A 21198-nucleotide genomic window follows, 5' to 3' on the forward strand; every position below is an offset into this window, starting at 1 on the left:
CAAGTTTGTTGACTATTGCCGATCGCAGGAGGGCCAGGAACCCGGGGGAGTTCAAATGGTAGCTGGATTTCCGCCCAGCAGTACCGGCTGGCCGGGTTACATAAACCACACGGTGAGAAAATGACGCTGCTGCCAGATCATGGCCACACCGCTGACGGCTACAAAGGCAAACACCAGTTGCCGAAACTGGTGGGCCGACATTTTTTCCAATACCTGCTTGCCCAGCCAGTTGGCCGGGATAGCTCCTAGCCCAATCACTAGGCCATAGGCCAGATATTCTTGATTCAGACTGCCAAAGGAGGCGTAGGCAATCAGCTTGACCAGATGCAGGACGGACTTATTGAAGGCTTTGGTGGCCACCATCGCCTCTTTTTCTAGGCCGTAGTTGAGATATAGCGGGTTCATCACTGGGCCGGTGCTGCCGATCAGCCCAGACCCGATGGCATTAACTAACGACAGGGGCAAAAAATGCCAGGTCTGAATCGTGAATTGGCGCTCCCTGGTGGGCAGCAGGTAGTTGGCAACCATGACGAGTAGCCCTATTCCCAGCAGCAGCTGCAACCCTTCCGCATGAATTTGGGTCAGCCCGTAGCAGCCCACCAGAGCACCTACGACCGCTCCTGGAACGTACCAAACGGTGACAGGCCAACTGATATGGTCCCAAAAAACTAGCCCCCGCTGAGCATTGCCAATGAGTAACCCTGTGGAGATCACAGGCGCTACGGCCTGGGTTCCCAGCAGTAGGGAGATCATGGGAATTAGAATAAATGGGCTACCGCCCCCGGCCAGCATACTGAGAAACCAGGCTAGAAAGCTGGCGATAAATAGGCTCAAGACAATCATAGACAACGGCAACATGGGCACTAGAACTTTTAGTCTAGGGGGCAATTGGGATCCCCGGTGAGGGTGTTTCTCCCCAATTGTCTGATGCCTGAGGGCAAGTGAGCAGAAACGGATTGGGAATAGTTGGTTATGCTTGAATTTCTCTACTCTTGTTTACCGTTTGTTTACCGTCAATAGTGGCGTATGGCGCAGCCCATAGACCCCAATTCTCAACGTTCTGGCTCTGATCGTCCGGCTAAACCGTCGGTAGAGGCTTTTTACCAGCGGGCGGTGGCAGCCTTTAAGGCCCAAAACTATGATCAGGCTTTGGCGCTGTTTCGGCAGCTAAATCGGCTACCCACAGGTTCGCCTTACTACATTAAGGCTCTGATGGGCCGGGTCCGAGCGCACCAACACCTTGGCCAGGTAGACCAAGCCACACTGCTCTGCCGTCAATTACTTGAAAGCTCTTCGCCCCAGGCTAGTCAGTGGGCTAGCCGAGTTCTGGGGCAGCTGTCTGAGAAGACGGCGATCGCGGCGTCCCCAGACCCTCAACCGGGCACAACTGCCGCTGGGGACGACTTGAGCGGGTTTGTTCCGCTGGGGGATGCTGGAAAGGGGGCGCAGCATCCCCTGGGGTCATTACCCAACCCTTCCGGCGGTACGACGCTTCAGAGAGGACCTGCGGCTGCCTCCAATCCCCCCCCGGTTCAGGATGCTCCAGAGGCGGGTCTGCAATCGCTGTTTCACTATCAGCAGCTCAATCAGCAGTCTAGTGCAGCCTTGGGCCACGGACAGCCACCCGCCTCAACGTCATTCAGCCACACCACGCCTGCTCCGCCCCCTGGGCGTATTGAAGGTCCACCAGCTCGACTTCAGCCCCAACCTCCTCTACCCAAGCATCCCCTGGGGCTGTGGCTGGGCCAGGGATTGACGGCGATCGCCCTAGTCTGGGCCATCAACTGGATCTTTCATTTCGCGTTGAGAACCCTGGATCATCTGCTGCGCTGGGTGCGTTGGCCGATGCAGTTGAGCCTCCCCGGTGCCTACCAATCCTATACGGCATGGGTGGTAACTAGCCTTGTGCTGCTGGCGCTGGCCAGCCCCTGGCTGCTAGATTTTGCCCTGGCCTTTTGGTATCGCCAGCGACCGCTCTCTATTCGCCAGCTCCAAACCCACAGCCCTGGCGCGCTGCGCCCGCTGCGCCAGGTATGCCGTCAGCAAGGCTGTCAGCTACCAGAACTGAGGGTCATTGCCGATCCGGCCCCCCTCTGCTTTAGCTATGGCTGGCTGCCCCGCAATACCCGTCTTGTGATCAGCCAGGGGCTTTTGGATCAGGTCTCTGATCAATCCCTGACGACACTCTACAGTTACGAACTCGCCCGGACGGTCAACGGTAGCCTACCCGTACTGTCGGTGGTTGGCCTGCTGCTGCTGTTGCTGCACACGGGGTATCGCTGGCTGGCGCAACGGGCAGATACCCTAACTCAACCCCTAGGGCGTGGGATTTTGGGCAGCATGGCGAGTTTGCTCTACGGTCTGTTTTGGCTGCTGCGGCAGACGGTGCTGTGGCTATCGCGGCTGTGCTGCCGCTGGGGCGATCGCCGCGCCGTGAGCCTCACCCAGCACCCCGATCAGATAGCTGAGGTGCTCTTACAAACCACCGCTGCGATCGCCGCCCATCTTCAGCGCCACGGCACTCTCCACCCGCTCCACAGCAGCTTAGAGATCTTGATGCCCATCAGCAGCCGTCAGGCCATTACCGCAGGGAGTTTCCTGGGCGATTCAGCAGGCGACAGGGGTGCCATACTGAGCACTCTTGTCGCTTTGGATGGTCTTAGCCCCTACCGCCATTGGCTACGAGCTAACGCTTCCCACCCGCCGCTGGGAGAGCGCCTCCTCTGGCTTAACCAGCAGGGCGCGCTTCGAGGGCAGGCGAACCTCATCTTTGCGGTCAGAGACTCTCGCTCTGCTGCCAAGGTATCATTGCCGCTGCTGCTGCTTCAAAAAGGCCCTCTAGCTGGCCTCATAGCCGGAGGTAGCTTAGCCATGGCCCTGTGGTTTGTCGGGGGAACTGTAAACCGATTGGGCTGGGAGCACTTGAGCTGGCTTTACCAGGACAAAAGTGTTTTAGCCGGAGGAATGTGGCTCGGTCTGGGGATAGGCCTGCTGCTGCGTATCAATACGCTGTTTCCTGAAGCTAGTACTCCCTCAGCCAGCACCAAGCCGGTCGACACTGTAGCCACCCTGCTGCAAAGCTCCTCGGCGCTACCGGTACAAGGGCAGCCGGTCAGTCTACGCGGCAAACTGCACGGGCTATCCGGGACGGGGAACTGGGGCTGCCAAGAGCTTTACCTCAACGACTCATCGAGTTGTTCGGTAAAGCTGGTTAACCCATTTCCCCTAGGCAGTCTACAGGGGCTGTTTCAGCCCCATGCTCACCCGTTCAACTGGGTAGGGCGGATGGTCACGGTTACCGGCTGGAGCCGCTACGGTAGCGGTATGCTTTGGGTCGATATCAACCAGGTTCAGCTCGATCAGCGCCACCGCTTTTCCACCTATGGCCCCGCCTGGGCTACCCTGATCAGCTTGGCCAGCAGCCTCATCGGCATCATGACCATTTTTGGGGGTGGCTAACAGCCACATAAAGAATTATTGCAATAAAACCTTCATGATGTTACATTAGTTTACAGAAACACATGCCTGGTTTCCCCGACTTTCTCTAGGAGTTAGCTTCGGGGGTTTGTTAGGTATTGGGTTCTCCTACTCTCAACACAGCAAATCAACCAGTCCATGGGGGCTGGTTTTTATTTGTGGATTGCGCTGGAGCTGAACGATTTACCAGAATATGGGTCAAATACCGTGTTACCTTGGTGAGTGGCGCAGTCCTCTGGCCTAAACCCGGCTTTTTGTAGACTGCTGTTTGCGGCTCTACCCAGGTGGCCAACCACTTCTCTCCCATTAGGGAGATAGTTGTATTGGTCGGTTTCTGCGATTCTTAGGTTGCCTGTACTAGAGCTTCTCGATGGCCTAAGATGAGTGCAGCTAACATGTTGCTTTCCCGCTGAGGTGGTTAACACGTTTAGCATTTAGTGAATAAGCCTGACTGCGGCTAGGACAGGGATTTGTTAAGCTACTTAAAGATTTAAGTTTGATATTTTGATGCGGCCTGATTGGCATTTTTAGGTCATAACCTGCAATCCTAATAGTGGCCGGTTGCTTGGCAGCATTAGATATAGGTAGCGATTGGCCTAAGATCCAAACTTTATCCGGCAAGGTTATCGATCTCGATTCATTTGCCTTTAGTTTTAGAACACCAGAGGTATCTCAAATGTCAATTCGCCTTTACGTTGGCAATCTCTCTAAGGATTTAGAGCGGCAAGAGTTTGAAAGCGTTTTTTCTGACTTTAACGCTGATTTGGTATCCATAAAGCTCATTGCCGACAAGAAAACTGGGAAATGCCGTGGGTTTGGTTTCGTCACCGTGAAAACCGACGAAAAGGCTGACGAGATTGTCGAAAAGCTGAATGGCCAAGTGCTGGCTGAAATGCCCCTCAAGATTGAAAAAGCTTTGCCTCGTACTAAGCCCGAAGGGGAAACGGAAACCCGCCCTAGCAGTGACTCTGGCAGCAAGCGATCCAGCAAGGGAGGGGCTCGTAAGTCTGCCCCAGCGGCAGCGGCAGCTGGCAGCACCGCTGTCCAGCCTGACCCCCGTTGGGCAGGAGAACTGGAAAAGCTAAAGCAAATGCTGGCAGCGCAAACCACCTCTACCTAGAGAGGTTGCCTCTGTCTAGTAGCCAAGCCGTAGCGCGTTAGCGCTGCGGTATTTTTTTGCGCGGAGAGTGGCTATCGCTACATCTGAGCTAGTCTTCGTCACGGCAGGGATTGCTGAGGGTTTCCGCTACCTGTTTTAGCCGCCGCAGTTGAGCCGCCATGTCGCGCTTTGTCCAGGGGGCCGCAAACCAGTTGAACCCAGTCTGTACCCAGGGGTTGGGAATTTCAAACTCAAAGCGGTTTAGCAGGTGTGTCTCCCCTCTTTGAGTGTGGTAATGCCAATGGTCTCGGCCATTAAAAAAACCGCTAAACGACCACACAATTAGCCCTGGCTCTCGTTCAGCTACAGTGCTCACTAGGGTGGGCTGCCCTAGGGGAAGTTGAATTGTAAAGCGACTCTGGGCGCCCACATCGGTACTCCAATCGCCTATCGGCTCACAGCGCAGAATGGGGTTTAGCCATCGGTGCATCAGATCTAGCCGAGTCAAACAGCGCTCGACGTCAGCTGCCTCAGCCTGGATTGAAATGCTGTGTTCAAAGACTTGGCGGGTAGACATCCTGGCGGTCTCCTGCGACAATCAGCGCGGGTGGCGGTATGGGAAATATTCCCTGGCGATAGTTATCGTACCGAACCTGGGCGGTCTTATGTCTTTAGGCTGATGCGGTGACCTGCCTGCACAAGTATCCTTGCGTTGGCGGTTTGTTTCCTGTAGTTAGTGGCCCATTGTCGAGATCGCGCAAGCTGTCCCCCATGCACGATGCTCTTTCAGCACGCTCTCAACTACAAGGATCATGATAGATTTTCCCTTCTTAACGCTGATGCAGGTTCCACAGCCAGGAGCTGAGCCTGCGTCTAACGCGCCCCTAGCCAACCCGGTGGCGTCTTCCAGTCGCTTTGTTGAGGAAGCTACCGGGCAGCTAGGTCGATTTTTACCCAGCTTGATCTGGGCGATCGCGCTGCTGCTGCTGGGCTGGATTGTTGCGACCCTGGTGGCTCTGGCGGTGCGTAATCTGTTGCGCAAGACCAGCTTAGACGATCGATTGGCAAACTGGGCTACGGGGCGACCGGCTGACAGCCCGGTGCAGGTGGAGAAGTGGGTTTCGACCCTGGTGTACTGGGTTATTTTTCTGTTCGCCATTGTGGCGTCGCTGAATGCCCTCAACCTGGCCGGTGTGTCGGCACCGCTGAACAATTTTCTGGATCAAATATTTCTCTACCTGCCGCGCATCGGCGGGGCGCTGCTGCTGCTGGGGGTCGCCTGGCTGACGGCTACCCTGGTGCGATCGCTGATTATCAACGGCCTGGGGCGGTTTAATCTCGACGATCGCCTGGCACAGCAGGCGGGGTTAGAGCAGGGCAGCAGCCCGATCGTTTTGAATGAAACCATTGGCAATGTGCTGTACTGGTTCATTCTGCTGCTGTTTATTCCGCTGATCTTAAGCGCTCTACAGCTGCCGGGTCTTCTGGCTCCAGTCGAAGAGCTAATTAACTCATTCCTCCAGGCGATTCCTCGGATTGTAACGGCGGGTATCGTACTGGCAATTGGCTGGGTGATTGCTCGGATTGTGCGCGGGGTCGTAACCAACCTGCTGCTGGCTACCGGCGCCGATCAGTTGGGCAGTCGGATGGGGCTGCGGTCTACCTCTACCGGGGCCACCCCCGGGGGAATTTCTCTGTCAAATCTGGCTGGTACCCTGGCCTACGTCCTGGTGCTAATCCCGGCGGTCGTAGCTGCCCTCAACGAACTCAACATCGAAGCCATTTCAGCCCCCGCCATTGCGATGCTGGAGCGGGTGTTAACCGCTATTCCCCAGGTGATTATGGCCGGGGTTGTGATCGCCGCCGCCTACGTGGTGGGGCGCTTTGTGGCCGATCTGGTCACTGGCGTGCTGCGAGGGGCTGGCTTTGACAACATCATGGGCATTCTTGGCCTGCCAGAGCTAAACCTGGGTACTGGGGCTTCGGTGCAGCCAGGGCTGGATGCCGAAGGTCGCCCGATCGCGACGGTTCAGACCCCAGGCCGTACGCCCTCGGAACTGGTCGGTATTCTCACCCTGGTGGCCATTGTGCTGTTTGGGGCCGTAACGGCCACTGAGATCCTCAATTTCGCCGGGTTGACAGACATCGTGCGAGCCATTTTGCGCATTGGGGCGCGGGTGCTGAGCGGCGTGGTGGTATTTGCCGTGGGCCTCTACCTGGCAAACTTGGCCTTTCGTTTGGTCAATGCCATGGGCACGGGGCAGGCCAAGGTGCTGGCCCAGGCGGCCCGGATTGCGATTTTGATCTTCGTGGGAGCGATGGCCCTGCAGCAAATGGGGGTGGCTCCAGATATTGTCAACCTGGCCTTTGGGCTACTGCTAGGGGCAATTGCGGTGGCGATCGCGATCGCCTTTGGCCTGGGCGGACGCGAGGTTGCCGCTACCGAACTGCGCGAGTGGCTGTCTGCCTTTAAGCAGCGCCAGTAGACAGCCATCACGGTTAAGCTAATCTGTCAGGCCGGGGACCGCGTCTCCGGCCTGACGCGCGTTAATATGGTTAACTTAGCCTTAACAATACGGTCTGAGGTCCACCGCAACCCCAGGACATGTACGCTTATGTACGGCAGGGTTGGGGCGAGATAGGCCGTATTTGGTGCTGAAAAGTCGTTTTCGGGAGAGTCGTAACAGTATGGCCACGGCGGAACGACACAGCGGTAAAGCCGACCTCAATCTCAGCGATCCCCAGTACTACATCAGCCGTGAACTCAGCTGGCTAGAGTTTAACCGTCGTGTGCTGCACGAGGCCCTCGACCCTCGCACCCCGCTGCTAGAGGCGCTGAAGTTTTTGGCCATCTTCAGCACCAATCTGGACGAATATTTTATGGTGCGGGTAGCGGCCCTCAAACAGCAGATTGAGGCCCAGGTCACGCGGCGATCGCCCGATGGGCTTTCCCCCGAGCAGCATCTCCAGGCCATTAGCGCGACCCTGCGCCCTATGGTCGAGGAGCAGCACCGCATGTTCGCCACCGACCTGAGACGGCAGATGGCCCAGCAGGGCATTGGTCTGCTCGACTATGCAGATCTCACGGCGGCCCAGGCGGCCTACTGCTGTGACTATTTTGAAGAGCAGATTTTTCCGGTCCTGACTCCCCTGGCAGTGGATCCAGGGCACCCCTTTCCCTACATTTCCAATCTCAGCCTTAACTTGGCGGTTGTCGTACAGGATCCTCGCACCCAGCAGACCCACTTTGCTCGGGTCAAGGTACCCCGAGTGCTGCCACGGTTTATTCCGCTGCCAGAAACGATGGCGGAAAGCTTGGGCGATCGCCCAAATCGCTGGCTGGGGGTGCCCCTAGAGCAAGTGATTGCTGCCAACTTGTCGGCCCTGTTTCCCGGCATGATCGTGCAGGAGTACTATAGCTTTCGCATTACCCGCAATGCCGATCTGGCTGTTGAAGAAGACGAAGCTGACGATTTGATGTTGGCCATTGAGCAAGAACTCCGCAAGCGTCGCCGCGGTGGGTCCGCCGTGCGGATGGAAATTCAGCGGACTACTCCAGAACCGGTGCGGGCCATGCTCATGGAGGAGCTAGCTCTGGCCAAGACCGATGTATACGACATCGATGGGCTGCTGGGCCTTGGCGATTTAATGACGTTTATGGCGCTGCCCCTGCCCGATCTCAAAGCGCCACCGTGGACGGCGGCGGTACCCCCTGCCCTTGAAAGCCTTAGCCCCCCCAGGGTAGATGCCGACGACACGGCCCTAGAAACGGCCGAAGACCTCTTCTCGCTGCTGAGGCGGCAAGACCAGCTAGTTCATCATCCCTACCACTCGTTTTCGGCAACGGTACAGCGATTTATTACCCAGGCGGCCCACGACCCCCAGGTGCTGGCAATTAAGATGACGCTCTACCGTACCTCGGGCGATTCACCGATTGTTAACTCGCTGATTTCTGCCGCTGAAAATGGCAAACAGGTGACTGTCCTGGTGGAAATCAAAGCCCGCTTCGACGAAGAAAATAATATTAACTGGGCGCGCAAGCTAGAGCAGTCGGGGGTACATGTGGTCTATGGCCTAGTTGGGCTCAAAACCCACTGCAAAGTCACGCTGGTTGTGCGCCGCGAGGGACAGCAGATTCGACGCTACTACCACATCGGTACTGGCAACTACAATCCTAAAACCGCTCGGGTCTATACTGACCTGGGCCTGCTCAGCGCCCGAGATGATATTGGGGCCGACATTTCTGATTTGTTTAACTACCTGACGGGCTATTCTCGCCAGCAGGTCTACCGTCAGCTGCTGGTGGCCCCGCTTACCCTGCGCCAGCAGCTGGTGGCCTCGATCGAGCAAGAAATTGCCTTTCAAAATAGGGGCGAGGGAGGGCGCATTATCGCCAAAATGAATTCGCTGGTTGACCCCGATCTCATTGCGATGCTCTACAGGGCCTCGCAGGCAGGAGTTGGCATCGATCTGATTGCGCGGGGTATCTGCTGTCTGCGGCCGGGGGTGCCGGGCATTAGCGATAATATCCGGGTTGTCAGTATTGTAGGGCGATTTTTAGAGCACTCTCGCATTCTTTACTTTCAGCACGGTGGGGAAGAACGGTTTTGGCTGGGCAGCGCTGACTGGATGCCCCGCAATCTCGATCGCAGGGTAGAAGTCATGGTACCCATTGCCGACCCCACGCTGCGGAAGGAGCTGAAGGATGTGCTCACCCTTTGTTTAGAAGATAATCGTCAGGCCTGGGACATGGCCGCCGACGGCAGCTATCGTCAGCGTCGCCCGGCGGCGGGAGCAGACGATTGTAGTGTCCAAGACCTGCTCATAGCCCAGGCAGGTAGCACCCTAGGTAAGCGGATGGCTCCAGCGAAACACCAGCGCTCCAAGCCCCGTAAGCAGCGCTAGGCCCAGCAGGCCAGCCAAGGGGTTGCCGTCTAAACCAGTCACCCAGGCCGGTACGGTGCCGGTGGGCTGAAGCAAATTGCCTACTTCCAACAGATAGTAGCCCCACACCAGTCCGCCGTGCAGCCCGACGGGATGGCCCAGCCCCGTTTGGCCAGGGTTCACGGCAATGCGCCGAGCCCAGCCCAGGACCAGACCCAGCAGCAGTAGCCCAGCGAACTGAGGCAGCAGGGCCAGCATGGCGTCGAGGGGCTTGATAAAGTGAGCGATCGCAAAAATTAGGCTGGTTGCGCCCAGCGCTACCGCCGGAGACCATCCCTGCTCTAGCTCGCGCAGGAGCCAGCCGCGAAACAAGACTTCCTCGGACCACCCTACGGCGGTAGAGGCCAGGGCTCCCACCAGGCCAATTTGGATCAGACTCAAGCCTCGGGCCCCACTGGGGTCGAGGTTGGCCCAGCCCAGCGCCACCTGCACCCCTGCCAGCACGGCAATACTCAAGGCCCCGAGGGTGGCACCGACTGCCCAGCCCTGGGCCAGCTGGCGGCGGCCCGCAAAGCCAACTTTGCTCCAGGGCTGGGTTTCGCCTCGAACCTGCCGCTCCCAGCGGGGCAGCACCATCAAGAAAATAATATATAGAAGAGCCGTGGGGAATAGATCGCCTCCGGGCAGAACACCCCGAGCACTCAGCCAGTACAGCGGCAGGGCCAGGGGCAGCCAGAGGGCTACTACGATCGACAAAAAGACAGTCACACGTCCCAGGGGCGGCCAGGTGGCCAGCTTAGACCAGGGCGGTTTATTCATCTGGTTCGATGGTGCTGCTCAGGCCCAGGTTGCACAACCCTTCGCTGTAAAACTCGGCATGCTCCATCGCGCAGGTAATTACCAGGGCTACGCCAGCGGTGTGGGCCTGCATCATGATGTCGACTGCCTGGGGCATGGTCAGGCTGGGGACTACCTTAATCAGCGATTCCACCACGTATTCCATCGAGTTAAAGTCGTCGTTGTGGAGCAGCACCCGGTAGCGGGGCGCAGGTTTTTTGATAGTGGACGTCGTTGTCCGCTCGATGGTTTCAACTGACACAGCAACACCTCTTTACCTAGTTCAAGGGGCCTGGTTAAAGGGCAAGGAAAGAGCCCAGCTCAGCAGTGGCTTAACCAGCGGCGGCTGGACGAGCGGGCTACTTCTTCGCTGACTCCAGCCCAACTCCGGTGGGCGATCGCAGCGGCCTAACTCAAAACCAAAGAGGTGCTTTTAGAACAGCCCTCCCCCAGCCAACCTTACCCTCATCATAAAACTTCACGATGGCTTTGGCATGACTTCGGTCGTGAACTAGGGCAGAATCTGCCCCGCAGCGTGGGCTACTGCACCGCAGAGGGCGGCCTGAATTTTACCTTTGCCCGCGCCCGCCCAGGCCTAAGTCGCCCAGGAATGCACGGCTCTGGAGCGGCGGCCCAGGTCATCTGGCCGATGCTGCTGGGCTAGGGCAGTGGCTACCATAGAGCAGCAGATAGCCTGCCGCAGGGTCACCAGCTGCCGCGACTGGCCCTGGGGCGTAGATTGGTCACGTTCATGGCTGAGGGTTCTACCGACCTATGACATCGCTGGTTACAGGCCAAATTGTGTTTTTAGAATGCCGTCAAACCCGTCTCTATGCCGAGGTAATTCAGGTGCTTGAGCTGCGGCTGACCGGTTGGATACGCCCGCTGGCGTTGGTTACAGGCTCAGAGATTACTCCCCTGGGTACGGCTCTAGGTACCGTAACCCTTGACGTTGACGAGTCTGTGGTGCCCGATATGCTCTGGCCCTTAGATCAGCTCCAGCCCGCCCTCGATACTGAGGTTATTCCTCTCCTGGCAACGCTGTCAGCCAAAGCCTCCGCTTCCAACCCAGCGCCTGACCACAGCCAGCGGCCTACGGGTATCCATGACTTTGTGCGATCGCTGTGGGCGGAACAGAGCCAGGTGTTAAACCAGTGCCCAATGCCCTGAGGACATCAGTAATAATCCGGACGGATTTTATAAAGTTTTTACAAAGATGCCTTAGCTACCTAGAGAAGAGCCCAGAAGTGCCCTGACAATGCTGCTAGGTAGCCGATCTTCTATGTCCCTGAGGCTCTGGGCTGCCCCTGTGGCTAGCTAGACACAGGCTGCTGGAGCAGATCGCCATAGGCACCCAGCCCTGGAACCAGGCGAATGCGACCTTCGTCCATTTCGTACATGAGCAGTTCTAGGGCTTCAGAGTCGCCAATGGGCAAATACCCCAGGCGAGACAGCTCAGCATTGATGCCCTGCTCAATATCAGGGGTCAGCAGCCCGCTGTGGAGGGCTTGTTCTACCAGTCGACGAATGGAAAATGTGGGGGCCATGAACCATTACCTGAGCGCGATGTGATTACTAGCTATTGTCGAGCCTAGGCTCAACCCAGCCAGTGACCATGCCCCCAAGAAGGTGTGAAGTCTACCACAGCAATTCGTGATCCAAATCACAAAATGAATCAGTCGTTGGGGATATGTTCAGTGAATTCACGGAGGGCTTTAATTAATAGGGTCTGAATCTATATCAAGATACGACCAACAACGGAGCCAAAAGTCACCACCCTAAAGTGATTCCGATTACCTTCGTAGGGTAGCTTGACGGCTTTAATAGTTTTTAACATTATCCAAAATCTGGAGTGTACCCAGTATGCAGACAATGACTAAGGAAATGGCTATTTTTCAGGCTCAGGGCTCTCTTAACGCCTCCAATGCCCAGGACTTCCACCAGTCTTTGATGCAGAAAATCCAGTCTGACCTGGCGGGTGGTCTATTTGTGGACATGAGTCGGGTCGAGTCCCTCGACAGCGCTGGCCTCATCTCCCTGGTTTCGGCCCTGAAGCACGCTCGGCAGTTGCAGAAGCGCCTGTGCCTGTGCGCTGTACCTCCCGCCATTCGCATTGTGTTTGAACTGACCCAGCTCGATCGCGCCTTTGAAATGGCGGATGAACTTCCCCAGCCTCTGCCTGCGGCGGCCTGACCCTCAGACCTGCCTAAGCCCGCTGCCCTAGGCCCGCTATAGTATGTAAGTTGAACTTGCGTGCGTTGGGGTGGCTGGGCTGTGGCTGTATCAATTAATACATTACTTGCGGCGGATATCTCTCGGCCAGGACGCTACCTCGGCAACGAACTGGGTACGGTCCACAAGCCCTGGGATCAGGCCTCTGTACGCTGGGTGTTGACCTATCCAGAGGTCTACGAGGTTGGAGCCTCCAACCTGGGCCATATCATTCTCTACAGTATTCTGAATGCTCAACCCCGGCAGCTGTGCGATCGCGCCTACCTGCCCGCCGCCGATCTGGCCGCCAAGCTCAGGCAGACCGATACGCCGCTGTTTGCCGTTGAGTCGCAGCGATCGCTAATTGACTTCGATATTTTAGGCTTTAGCCTCAGCTACGAGCTGGGGGCCACCAATATCCTTGAAATGCTTTCCCTGGCGGGCATTCCCCTCACCTGGCAGGAGCGCGACCAGGCGGGTTCTTTCGACGTCGCATCGGGCTCATGGCCGCTGGTGTTTGCCGGGGGACAGACCGCTACCTCCAACCCCGAGCCCTACGCCGACTTTTTTGACTTTGTTGCCCTCGGCGATGGCGAGGAGCTGCTGCCCGAAATTGCCTTGGTGATGGAAGAGGGCAAAGCCGCTGGCCTCAGCCGCGAGGCCCTGCTGCTCGATCTGGCCCAGGTGCCGGGGGTGTATGTGCCCCGCTTTTACGCCATGGGGGCAGACGGTTCGGTGCAGCCCAATCGACCGGATGTACCTGCGCGGGTGCTGCGCCGGGTAGCCACCCCCATTCCCGCCTACGCCATGGGTCTGGTGCCCTACGTGGAGACCGTCCACGATCGCCTGACGGTAGAAATTCGCCGGGGCTGCACTCGGGGCTGCCGCTTTTGCCAGCCGGGCATGCTCACCCGCCCGGCCCGCGATGTGGAGCCGGAGGCGGTGGTCGATGCGATCGAGACGGGCATGCGCAAGACGGGCTATAACGAGTTTTCGCTATTGTCCCTGAGCTGCTCCGACTACCTGGCCCTACCCGCAGTGGGGGTAGAGGTGAAAAATCGGCTTAAAAACGAGAATATCTCCTTATCGCTGCCCAGCCAGCGGGTCGATCGCTTCGACGAAAATATTGCCAATATTATTGGCGGCACCCGCCTCACTGGACTGACCTTTGCTCCCGAAGCGGGCACCCAGCGCATGCGCGACATTGTCAATAAAGGGCTCACCAACGAGGAGCTGCTGCGCGGCATTAAGACTGCCCATGAGCAGGGCTGGGGCAAGGTGAAACTCTACTTTATGATCGGCCTGCCGGGCGAAACCGATGTCGATGTGCTGGGGATTGCCGAAACCGTGCGCTGGCTGCGCCAGGCCTGCACTGTCCAGGGCCGTCGCCCACTGTCGTTCAACATCACGATTTCTAACTTTACGCCCAAGCCCCACACCCCGTTTCAGTGGCACTCGGTATCGACGGAGGAGTTTTTGCGCAAGCAGCGGCTGCTGCGGGACGAGTTTAGGGCCATGCGCTGGGCCAAGGTGAACTTCACCGACGTGCGGATTTCGGCCATGGAAGATTTTGTCGGTCGGGGCGATCGCCGGTTGGGAGCGGTGGTGCGCCGGGCCTGGGAACTGGGGGCCGGTATGGACAGCTGGTGGGAAAGTCTGGAAACCGCCTTCAACGCCTGGACCCAGGCCATTGACGAAGCTGGGCTAACCCTGAAGTATCGCCAGGTGGACCAGGGCGAATGGAATGTGATGGATACTACAGGCGATGCCACCGGCCTGGATGCCCCTCTGCCCTGGGATCACCTCGATACGGGCATCGACAAAGCCTGGCTAAAAGAAGACCTGAACCGGGCGCTGGCAGCGGCCACCGTACCGGACTGCTCCTTCGATGGGTGCAGCCACTGCGGTGTGTGCGGCCCCGACTTTGGCCACAATGTGGTGGTGCCGCCGCTGCCGATCCCAGCCTTTGGGGGCCACGGCAAACCCAGCTCTGAGCGGGTGCAGCGCCTGCGGGTGACCCTGGGCAAGCTGGGATCGATGGCCCTGATTGGCCATTTGGATCTGGTGCGCCTGTTCGATCGCGCCCTGCGGCGGGCCGAATTGCCCATCGCCTTTACCGGCGGATTTCACCCTGGGCCGCGTCTGTCGCCAGCCAACGCTCTGCCCCTGGGAGCCACCAGCAGCGGCGAGGTGGTCGATTTTGAGCTGACCCGCGCGATCGCCCCCCAGGACTTTTTAGAACGGCTGGCCGCCCAGCTGCCGCCCGAGATCCCCCTCTACGCTGTTGCCGAGGTGCCCCTGGGCGAACCCTCTGCCACCAAGCGTCTGGACCGGGCCGAATACTACCTGCGGCTAAAACCAGAGCGCGATGCCTCGGGGAACTGGAGCCAGTGGATTGATGCCGTGATGGCCCTCGACGAATTTACGTGGGAAAAGAAAACAAAATCTGGCAAGACTCAGATGGTCAACCTACGGGAGCGCCTGTATGAGCTGGCCCTGGTCACCGCCGACCAACCCCTGCCCCCGGGGCTAGAATATTCTGTAGAAGCCGGTGAGGGATGGTTAAGGGTGATAGGTGCCTGCCGCAACGACGGGAACCTGCTGCGCCCGGAGCAAGTCGTCTCTATGGTAGAGCAGGTGGCAGACCAGCCAATAAATCTACAGCACGCGCATCGCAGCCGATTGATGTTTAGCTAGAGCAACCCTGAGGGGGCGAGACCATGGACGGAGAAACAGGCCATCTATTACGGGCAAGGCGGTTCTCGGTGCAGGGTTTTGGCCAGCGGTGCAGGCGCTTTGGGCGGTGGCGGCAGATCGGTTTGGCCACCGTCGGCTCGGGGTTGTTGATGGCGGCGGCGCATTTCCCCTCGGCGGCGGCCCAAACGGCCTGCAATCACCAGGGCGGCACCGATGCGGCTGGGATTATAGATGCCGCCTGCTGCCCCAGCGATGTACTGGCACCCTATTGGCCTGAGCGATCGCCCCAGCTCAACCAAACCTTCTGCCAGCTTCTGGTGTTTCCTACCGAGACGTTGCCCAATGCCGATAACTTCACCCAGCGCATTGTCGATGGCTCCCTATCGAGCAACAGTCGGCGCGCTTCCGCCGAAACCATGACCCTGCCTAGCCTGTGGTGGAACCGCGACACCCTGACCTCGCACCTGGGGGGGCGTCGCCTGGTGGAATCGTGGATCTCTTACCAGATTAAAGATTCGGGCACGGCGGTGGTGGATATGATCATCAACCCTCAAATCTGGTCGGTGCTGACCTATAACGAGCGCTTCGCGGTGCTGAATCAGTTTGGTACCGCCGCCCGCGACTTTGGCTACAATCTGCGCTTTTTTGAGGGCAATGCTCGCAACTACCGCATGGCGGGCCTCTACGCCTGCGACTTTGACGCTCAGCCGGGGAAATCGCCGACCGCCGGGGAGGAGACTCCGGCCTGTTCAGCCAATTTGGATGCAGGGCTAATTGTGCTCTTGCAGCGCAATTTGCTGGCCGAGGGCGAGCGGCGGCAACAGTCAGCCCAAGCCGCTCCCGCTGATAACGGCTCGGCAAACCTGGGGGCGGCTGGAGAAACGGCCCCGAATTAACTGGCCTAAATTGTTTAGGCCGACGGGCTGCGCAGACTCTGCCACAGCTGGCTGTATCGGCCTTCGGCAGCGGCAGTGAGGGGCAGCAAAAATTCGCTTTGGTTAGCGACATTGGGCGCCAGGGCGATCGCCGGTGGTGTTTGGAGCGGTTCCGGCAGCTGGGATGGCTCAGCTCCCCACAGTTGGGTAGAGGCGGCCTGGCTAAAAATGGCCAGCTGAGCGGCAAAATCGCTCTCCAGGCAAAAGTCGAGCCAGTTCAAGGCCGCAGGCGATGGGGCGATCGCCTTGGGCTGCACCCAAAGCTGAGCGCTGAGCAGCGTACCCTCTGGGGGGACGGCCACCGCCAGGTTGTGGTACTGATTCAGCAGGGGCAGCGCGTCGTCCGACCAGGCGACTACAGCGGTGGCATCGCCAATTATCAGCGTTTCCAGGTAGTGGTCAGAGTCATAGGCGCGCACCTGGCTCTGCAAATCGGTCAGGAAGGCGTCTAAGCCCTCTACGGTTGCTGGGTCTTCGCCATTGGCCGAAGCGCCCAGGGCCTTTTGGGCCAAACCGAGCACCAGACGGGGATGGTCGGGCAGCACTACCCGCCGAGCCAGCTCAGGCCGCCGCAGATCGGCCCAGGTTGTCAGCGGGGCGCTGGAGCGGGGAAGGCGGCTGGGGTCGTAGAGCAGTACCAGATGGCTCCAGCGGTAGGGCATGGCCCAAATGCTGCCCTCAGAACTGGGGATGCCCTGGGTATCACGGCGCACCAGCTGGGGCCACACCGCCGCCAGATCGCTCCAGCGGGTGAGCGTCGATACCTCGATTGGCTGCACTAGGCCCTGGCGAATGGCGGGGGCGAGCCAGTAGTCGGCCAGACTCACCCAGTTGGCCACTGGCGTAGCCCCCCTGGGCGCAGCCCCCTTGGGCTGCGCTTGCCAACGCTGGAGCAGACTGTACAACTCAACCAGCGAATTTTGTGGAGTAACGGCGATGTCGCCCCCCCGCTCTGGCCATTGCTGAAACGCCTTGAGCAGCTGAGCAGGCACCGAATTGGCCACCATGGCCAGCCGCAGGCTAGCGTCTGAAGCCCGCTGGCACCCGGCCAGCAGCGCTGCAACGGTGACTCCACCGGCACCCGCCAAAAAGCTGCGACGATTCATGAGCATTTGCCCCTCAGCTTCCCTCTCTGGGGGAGAATACTGATCAACCATAGCGCTTTACTAGGCCCATGAAAGCTGTCCGAGATATTATTAGCGTCTCCATAACCGTCATTTTGGTGTCGTTTATCGGCCTCAGCCTGGCCCGGCTGGTGTACTTTTTTCTCCGCAGTCAGCAGATTATCTAGGCCGGTGCTGTGACTCCCAATCCGCTTACTACCCTAGATGAAGCTCCCACCATCGATGAGGTGAAGGCCGCTCGCGATCGCATCACCCCCTACCTTCGGCATACGCCACTGGTGCCCGCGATCGCCCTCAAGCAGCCCATCCCTGGCTGCCCCGATCTGTGGCTAAAGCTCGACTGCTTGCAGGTGACGGGTTCCTTCAAGGCCAGAGGGGCGGTGAATACCCTCAAAAGCCTCTCGGAGGCTGAGCTGCGGCGGGGCATTATTACTGCATCGGGGGGCAACCACGGGCTGGCTGTGGCCTACGCTGGCTGGCTGGCCCAGGTGCCCGCCACCATCTACCTGGGGAACAACGTTCCCCCCGCCAAGGCCGAAAAACTGCGCCAGTGGAACGCCCAGGTGGTGTTTGAGGGCAACGATTGGGATGACGCCAACCGCGCGGCCATGGCCGCCGCCGAAACCCAGGGGCTAACCTACATTCACCCCTTTGCCGACCCGCGCGTGATCGCCGGGCAGGGCACCCTGGCCCTGGAGATTTTGGCCGACCTGCCCCAGGTCGATACGCTGCTGGTGGCGATCGGCGGCGGCGGCTTAATCAGCGGAGTCGGCCTGGCGGCCAAGGCCCTCAGGCCCGAGATTCGCATTGTTGGCATTGAAGCTGTGGGGGCACCCACCCTAAAAACCAGTGTTGAAGCGGGCCAGATTCTGGAGCTAGCGGCTACCCCCACCCTGGCTAACACCCTGGCCCCCCGCAAAACCGAGCCGCTAAATTTTGAGATCATTCGCCGCTGCGTCGACTCGTTTGTGCTGGTCAGCGATGAGGCGATGGCCGAGGCCTGTCGGTGGCTGTGGTTTGAGCTGGGCATTGCGGCAGAGCTGAGCGGGGGCGCGGCGATCGCAGCCCTGATCAGCCATCAATATCAGCCGCAGCCCGGCGAAGTCGTCTGCGCCATCATTTGCGGTACTGGAACAGCGGGGTTAGATGCTTGAGAAGCACAAGAATGAGAGCCTTCTGAGATTTGGGAATAACGCTACAATTGCGCTTCTCCAGCAAGCTCCAGTGCTTTGCGCACGATCGCAGCCGAAATTCTAAAATCGGCCTGCAAAAGAGCGTCAAGAATAGGTTTGATTTGCGCGATCGCACCCTGCCGCTTGGCGCGCAATAAAACACCAACCGTTCCCATCAGGTGAAGGCCAAGACGTTTAGCCAAACGTCGGGCTTTTTGGTCATCTAGAACCGTAATGACGCCATCATCTAGCTCAAGCGCAAGGGCGATCGCCTCAGCCTCCCCATCGTCAACCTCTGCTTGGAGCGCTCTGACAAGGCTTCTATTGTTTACCGCTTGAACAGTCAACCAGTCTGCTTCTAAACCAACCTCCTGGCGCACGGCTTCAGGAATTAGGATGACTGAAAAAACCTGAGGCAGGAGATCCAGTTGTTGAATGCGCTCTAGCCCAATCAGGCAACTGCTGTTGAACACAGCACGGTTCACAGCGCCATCTCCTGCTCAAGCTCCTCTGCGGGGTAGTTAACGACAGGAACTCCCATTTTACTGAGCAGCTCAATGTAAGTTCGTTTTGAGTAACCGGCTAGCTTTGCCGCTTGGCCCAGAGAAAGCTTGCCTGTTTCAAACAACTTGACGGACATCATCAAGGTTGCTTCTTCAGGAGAAACATTTAGGGGTAGTTCAACGGTCAGCACATTCATAGAGTTAGCCCAGCCGTAAGCAGAATTTAGGTTAAGCGTAACTCACTGCTATCAGCAACAGCACAGCCCCACACCCTCATGGGACAACAGGGCCGAGGGTGGAGGAAATTCGCATCGCCAGCTCTGTCAGGTTGTCGCCATTGGTGCAGAACTGCTCGGCCTCATGTCGGGGCAATCCCGCCTCCACCAGGTATTCCACCAGCAGGTTAAACAGCATATCTTCAGCCAGCTGGCGCTGGTCGGCCCAGCCCCGCTGGTAGTGCAGGTATTCCTGGCAGCGCAGGGCCAGGTCGTGATAGGTGGCGTCGCTGGTTAAAAGCTGAAGGCTGCTGACAATCATGGCGACCTCAGAACGCAGGTTAGCCACAGTCTAACGAAGCGACTCTGATCGAGGGGTCACAGGATTAACCGATCGCCCTGAACATCACCGAAAGATTGTTGGCGGGCATGGCGATGGTCTCGACTAGGGCCAGATTGTGAACCTTGGCGGCGACGACCACTGCCTCCAAATCGCGCACGCCCCACTCGGGGTTTTGGGCCTGCAAGTTAGCGTCGAAGGCCGCATTGCTGGGGGCGGTGTGCTGCCCGTTTTGCTTGTAGGGGCCGTAGAGATACAACATCCCGCCGGGCGGCAAAATTCGCCCCGCCCCCGCCAGCAAGCCCAGGCAGGCCGCCCATGGCGAAATGTGGATCATATTAATATTGACCAGGGCGGTGATGGGGTAGCGCTGCAAGTCTAGCCCTGGCAGCGCAGTTTGGACGTTCTCAGACTCGATTGGCCACAGGGGAGCCGCCGCATCTAGCGCCAGGGGCGGGTGCAGATTTTCGGCTGGGCATACCGCTTGCCACGCCGCGATGCTGTCGCGGGCAAAGGGGTCGAGGTCAGAGGGCAACCACTGCCGAGGCGCCAGGCGAGGCGCAAAGAAAACGGCGTGCTCTCCGGTGCCGCTGGAAATTTCGAGTACGGTGCCGGTGGGGGGCAGCACCCGCTGGAGCACCGCCAAGATCGGTTCGCGGTTGCGCTCGGTGGCGGGGGCGTAGCGGCGGGCATCGGGAGGGGTTGACATTGCCGATCTGGGCCTCTCACATTAACGAAAATCGCCGTCCTCCATCATAGGAGGCTTTTGACGGGACGATCGCCTGCGCTTAGAGGCTTTTGTGTAGCCAATGGCCTGAATTTCGTCGCTGTTTGGCCCAAACTGCGCCAGGACTGACTGCTTCATGGCCAAAACGGCGTTGTGAAAGGCCCACTCGGCCTCACGGGCGCGACTGCGACTGGCCTTTAGGGTCGCTTCCATCACAACTTCGTCTTGCTGGCTCTGCTGCATGGCCTGGTAAGTCTGCTGCAAGGTTTGATGCGACGCCTCTGGCCGCATGGGCGCATAGTTAGCGATCGCTTCCAGACTGTTTAGGGCTTGAATATCTTGGGCAATGCGCTTGGGGGCGAGGCGGCGGGTCGTATCGGTCATGGCAGCCTGGGTGGGTGAGTGGTAATGCGGCAAAACGCACGCTGTTTCCCCGGTGCGGTCTCGCCTAGATTCACAATGCCCATTTGATCAAGCCTTCGCCCAGGCGCAAACCAAATTGCGGCGGGTGAAAATGGCTTTGCGGGCGATCGCAACGCAATTGCAGCCCATGACAATGCTGTTGTGACAGGTGACAATACTGTTGCTAAGGCTGGCAATGGCATTGTAGGCAAGGGCAACAGCGTTGTGGGGTCGTCGCGCTGGGTTTGCGATCGCCACAACGCTATTGCCAGGCCAAACAACGGCCTTGGCGCTAGAGCCAGGGCTTTACGGAGGCCGCAGATGAGGTCATGTAAAGCAGAACCCAACAGTCGTGAGCCTGCTGGGTTCCATTGGATGCTCTATTTAACCTGTAGCGCCAGCTCTCAGGGTCTTGTGACCCCTCGCCTGCGGGTCATGACGCTGATGTATTCGCCGCTGCGCCCGGTGGGGATAGGTTCTGACCAGGCAACCCTGTCGCAGTAGCCCAGCGAAACCAAATGGTTAATGCCATCGATGAGCGCACCGTAGTCGCCAAGACCATTATCCGCGCCCTC

General features: G+C 58.6%; 23 protein-coding genes. 11 read left to right on the plus strand and 12 right to left on the minus strand.

Going from position 1 to position 21198, the window contains the following annotated elements; genetic code table 11:
• Positions 1–96: 96 nt before the first annotated feature.
• Positions 97–858 carry a sulfite exporter TauE/SafE family protein gene (locus tag LEPTO7104_RS0106050; RefSeq protein WP_225886932.1) on the minus strand — a complete coding sequence of 254 codons (762 nt, stop codon included), beginning with the start codon at positions 856–858 and terminating at the stop codon, positions 97–99.
• A gap of 168 nt (positions 859–1026) precedes the next feature.
• Here LEPTO7104_RS0106050 and LEPTO7104_RS0106055 point away from each other — a divergent pair, with 168 nt between their 5' ends.
• Complete coding sequence (locus LEPTO7104_RS0106055; RefSeq protein WP_017297663.1) at positions 1027–3459, plus strand: M48 family metalloprotease; 2433 nt, start codon at positions 1027–1029, stop codon at positions 3457–3459.
• A gap of 583 nt (positions 3460–4042) precedes the next feature.
• The gene (locus tag LEPTO7104_RS0106060; RefSeq protein ID WP_340627204.1) at positions 4043–4597 is read left to right on the plus strand and encodes an RNA recognition motif domain-containing protein; all 555 of its coding nucleotides are present in this window, start codon (positions 4043–4045) and stop codon (positions 4595–4597) included.
• 88 nt (positions 4598–4685) lie between these two features.
• On the opposite strand, the gene LEPTO7104_RS0106065 is transcribed toward LEPTO7104_RS0106060, so the two are convergent.
• Positions 4686–5153, minus strand: coding sequence for an SRPBCC family protein (locus LEPTO7104_RS0106065; RefSeq protein WP_017297665.1), 468 nt, complete (start codon positions 5151–5153; stop codon positions 4686–4688).
• Positions 5154–5388: 235 nt separating this feature from the next.
• Between LEPTO7104_RS0106065 and LEPTO7104_RS0106070 the strand changes: the two genes are divergently transcribed.
• Both LEPTO7104_RS0106070 and ppk1 read left to right on the plus strand, forming a co-directional pair.
• Complete coding sequence (locus LEPTO7104_RS0106070; RefSeq protein WP_017297666.1) at positions 5389–7062, plus strand: mechanosensitive ion channel; 1674 nt, start codon at positions 5389–5391, stop codon at positions 7060–7062.
• Positions 7063–7264: 202 nt separating this feature from the next.
• Positions 7265–9481, plus strand: a complete 2217-nt coding sequence (ppk1, locus tag LEPTO7104_RS0106075; protein WP_017297667.1) for a polyphosphate kinase 1 — start codon at positions 7265–7267, stop codon at positions 9479–9481.
• On the opposite strand, the gene LEPTO7104_RS0106080 is transcribed toward ppk1, so the two are convergent.
• Positions 9422–10279, minus strand: coding sequence for a CPBP family intramembrane glutamic endopeptidase (locus LEPTO7104_RS0106080; protein ID WP_017297668.1), 858 nt, complete (start codon positions 10277–10279; stop codon positions 9422–9424). The genes ppk1 and LEPTO7104_RS0106080 overlap by 60 nt on opposite strands.
• Positions 10272–10559, minus strand: coding sequence for an ATP-dependent Clp protease adapter ClpS (clpS, locus tag LEPTO7104_RS0106085; protein ID WP_017297669.1), 288 nt, complete (start codon positions 10557–10559; stop codon positions 10272–10274). Before clpS ends, LEPTO7104_RS0106080 begins: the two co-directional genes overlap by 8 nt.
• A gap of 273 nt (positions 10560–10832) precedes the next feature.
• On the opposite strand from clpS, the gene LEPTO7104_RS42235 reads away from it, so the two are divergent.
• Positions 10833–10961 (plus strand): hypothetical protein, encoded by a 129-nt coding sequence (locus LEPTO7104_RS42235; protein ID WP_017297670.1) that lies wholly within the window; start codon positions 10833–10835, stop codon positions 10959–10961.
• A gap of 110 nt (positions 10962–11071) precedes the next feature.
• Positions 11072–11467 carry a hypothetical protein gene (locus LEPTO7104_RS32915; RefSeq protein ID WP_017297671.1) on the plus strand — a complete coding sequence of 132 codons (396 nt, stop codon included), beginning with the start codon at positions 11072–11074 and terminating at the stop codon, positions 11465–11467.
• 143 nt (positions 11468–11610) lie between these two features.
• Here LEPTO7104_RS32915 and LEPTO7104_RS32920 read toward each other — a convergent pair whose 3' ends face one another.
• Positions 11611–11844 (minus strand): hypothetical protein, encoded by a 234-nt coding sequence (locus LEPTO7104_RS32920; protein WP_017297672.1) that lies wholly within the window; start codon positions 11842–11844, stop codon positions 11611–11613.
• Positions 11845–12160: 316 nt separating this feature from the next.
• Between LEPTO7104_RS32920 and LEPTO7104_RS0106105 the strand changes: the two genes are divergently transcribed.
• The 3 genes from LEPTO7104_RS0106105 to LEPTO7104_RS36765 all read left to right on the plus strand — a co-directional run bounded on the left by LEPTO7104_RS0106105 (position 12161) and on the right by LEPTO7104_RS36765 (position 16101).
• A complete protein-coding gene (locus tag LEPTO7104_RS0106105) occupies positions 12161–12490 on the plus strand; it encodes an STAS domain-containing protein (RefSeq protein ID WP_026072416.1) in 330 nt (109 codons plus the stop codon).
• 81 nt (positions 12491–12571) lie between these two features.
• Positions 12572–15205, plus strand: a complete 2634-nt coding sequence (locus LEPTO7104_RS0106110; RefSeq protein ID WP_026072417.1) for a TIGR03960 family B12-binding radical SAM protein — start codon at positions 12572–12574, stop codon at positions 15203–15205.
• 23 nt (positions 15206–15228) lie between these two features.
• A complete protein-coding gene (locus LEPTO7104_RS36765) occupies positions 15229–16101 on the plus strand; it encodes a hypothetical protein (RefSeq protein ID WP_155523537.1) in 873 nt (290 codons plus the stop codon).
• 14 nt (positions 16102–16115) lie between these two features.
• On the opposite strand, the gene LEPTO7104_RS32930 is transcribed toward LEPTO7104_RS36765, so the two are convergent.
• Positions 16116–17297 carry a substrate-binding domain-containing protein gene (locus LEPTO7104_RS32930; RefSeq protein WP_083887011.1) on the minus strand — a complete coding sequence of 394 codons (1182 nt, stop codon included), beginning with the start codon at positions 17295–17297 and terminating at the stop codon, positions 16116–16118.
• Between the two features lie 143 nt (positions 17298–17440).
• On the opposite strand from LEPTO7104_RS32930, the gene LEPTO7104_RS0106130 reads away from it, so the two are divergent.
• Positions 17441–18418 carry a threonine ammonia-lyase gene (locus LEPTO7104_RS0106130; RefSeq protein WP_017297678.1) on the plus strand — a complete coding sequence of 326 codons (978 nt, stop codon included), beginning with the start codon at positions 17441–17443 and terminating at the stop codon, positions 18416–18418.
• A 41-nt stretch (positions 18419–18459) separates the two neighbouring features.
• On the opposite strand, the gene LEPTO7104_RS0106135 is transcribed toward LEPTO7104_RS0106130, so the two are convergent.
• From LEPTO7104_RS0106135 to LEPTO7104_RS0106160, 6 genes are all read right to left on the minus strand, one after another.
• Entirely contained in the window at positions 18460–18921 is a 462-nt protein-coding gene (locus tag LEPTO7104_RS0106135) for a PIN domain-containing protein (protein ID WP_017297679.1), read from the minus strand.
• A complete protein-coding gene (locus LEPTO7104_RS0106140; RefSeq protein ID WP_017297680.1) occupies positions 18918–19136 on the minus strand; it encodes a UPF0175 family protein in 219 nt (72 codons plus the stop codon). Before LEPTO7104_RS0106140 ends, LEPTO7104_RS0106135 begins: the two co-directional genes overlap by 4 nt.
• A 76-nt stretch (positions 19137–19212) precedes the next feature.
• Positions 19213–19503 carry a hypothetical protein gene (locus tag LEPTO7104_RS0106145; protein WP_155523538.1) on the minus strand — a complete coding sequence of 97 codons (291 nt, stop codon included), beginning with the start codon at positions 19501–19503 and terminating at the stop codon, positions 19213–19215.
• A gap of 37 nt (positions 19504–19540) precedes the next feature.
• Positions 19541–20203, minus strand: coding sequence for a DUF938 domain-containing protein (locus LEPTO7104_RS0106150; protein WP_017297682.1), 663 nt, complete (start codon positions 20201–20203; stop codon positions 19541–19543).
• 21 nt (positions 20204–20224) lie between these two features.
• A complete protein-coding gene (locus tag LEPTO7104_RS0106155) occupies positions 20225–20605 on the minus strand; it encodes a hypothetical protein (RefSeq protein ID WP_017297683.1) in 381 nt (126 codons plus the stop codon).
• Positions 20606–20692: 87 nt separating this feature from the next.
• Positions 20693–20881 (minus strand): hypothetical protein, encoded by a 189-nt coding sequence (locus tag LEPTO7104_RS0106160; protein ID WP_017297684.1) that lies wholly within the window; start codon positions 20879–20881, stop codon positions 20693–20695.
• Between the two features lie 117 nt (positions 20882–20998).
• Here LEPTO7104_RS0106160 and LEPTO7104_RS42240 point away from each other — a divergent pair, with 117 nt between their 5' ends.
• Positions 20999–21127, plus strand: coding sequence for a hypothetical protein (locus tag LEPTO7104_RS42240; RefSeq protein WP_264307839.1), 129 nt, complete (start codon positions 20999–21001; stop codon positions 21125–21127).
• Positions 21128–21198 lie beyond the last annotated feature (71 nt).

The organism is Nodosilinea nodulosa PCC 7104 (assembly GCF_000309385.1).
Taxonomy (GTDB): domain Bacteria; phylum Cyanobacteriota; class Cyanobacteriia; order Phormidesmidales; family Phormidesmidaceae; genus Nodosilinea; species Nodosilinea nodulosa.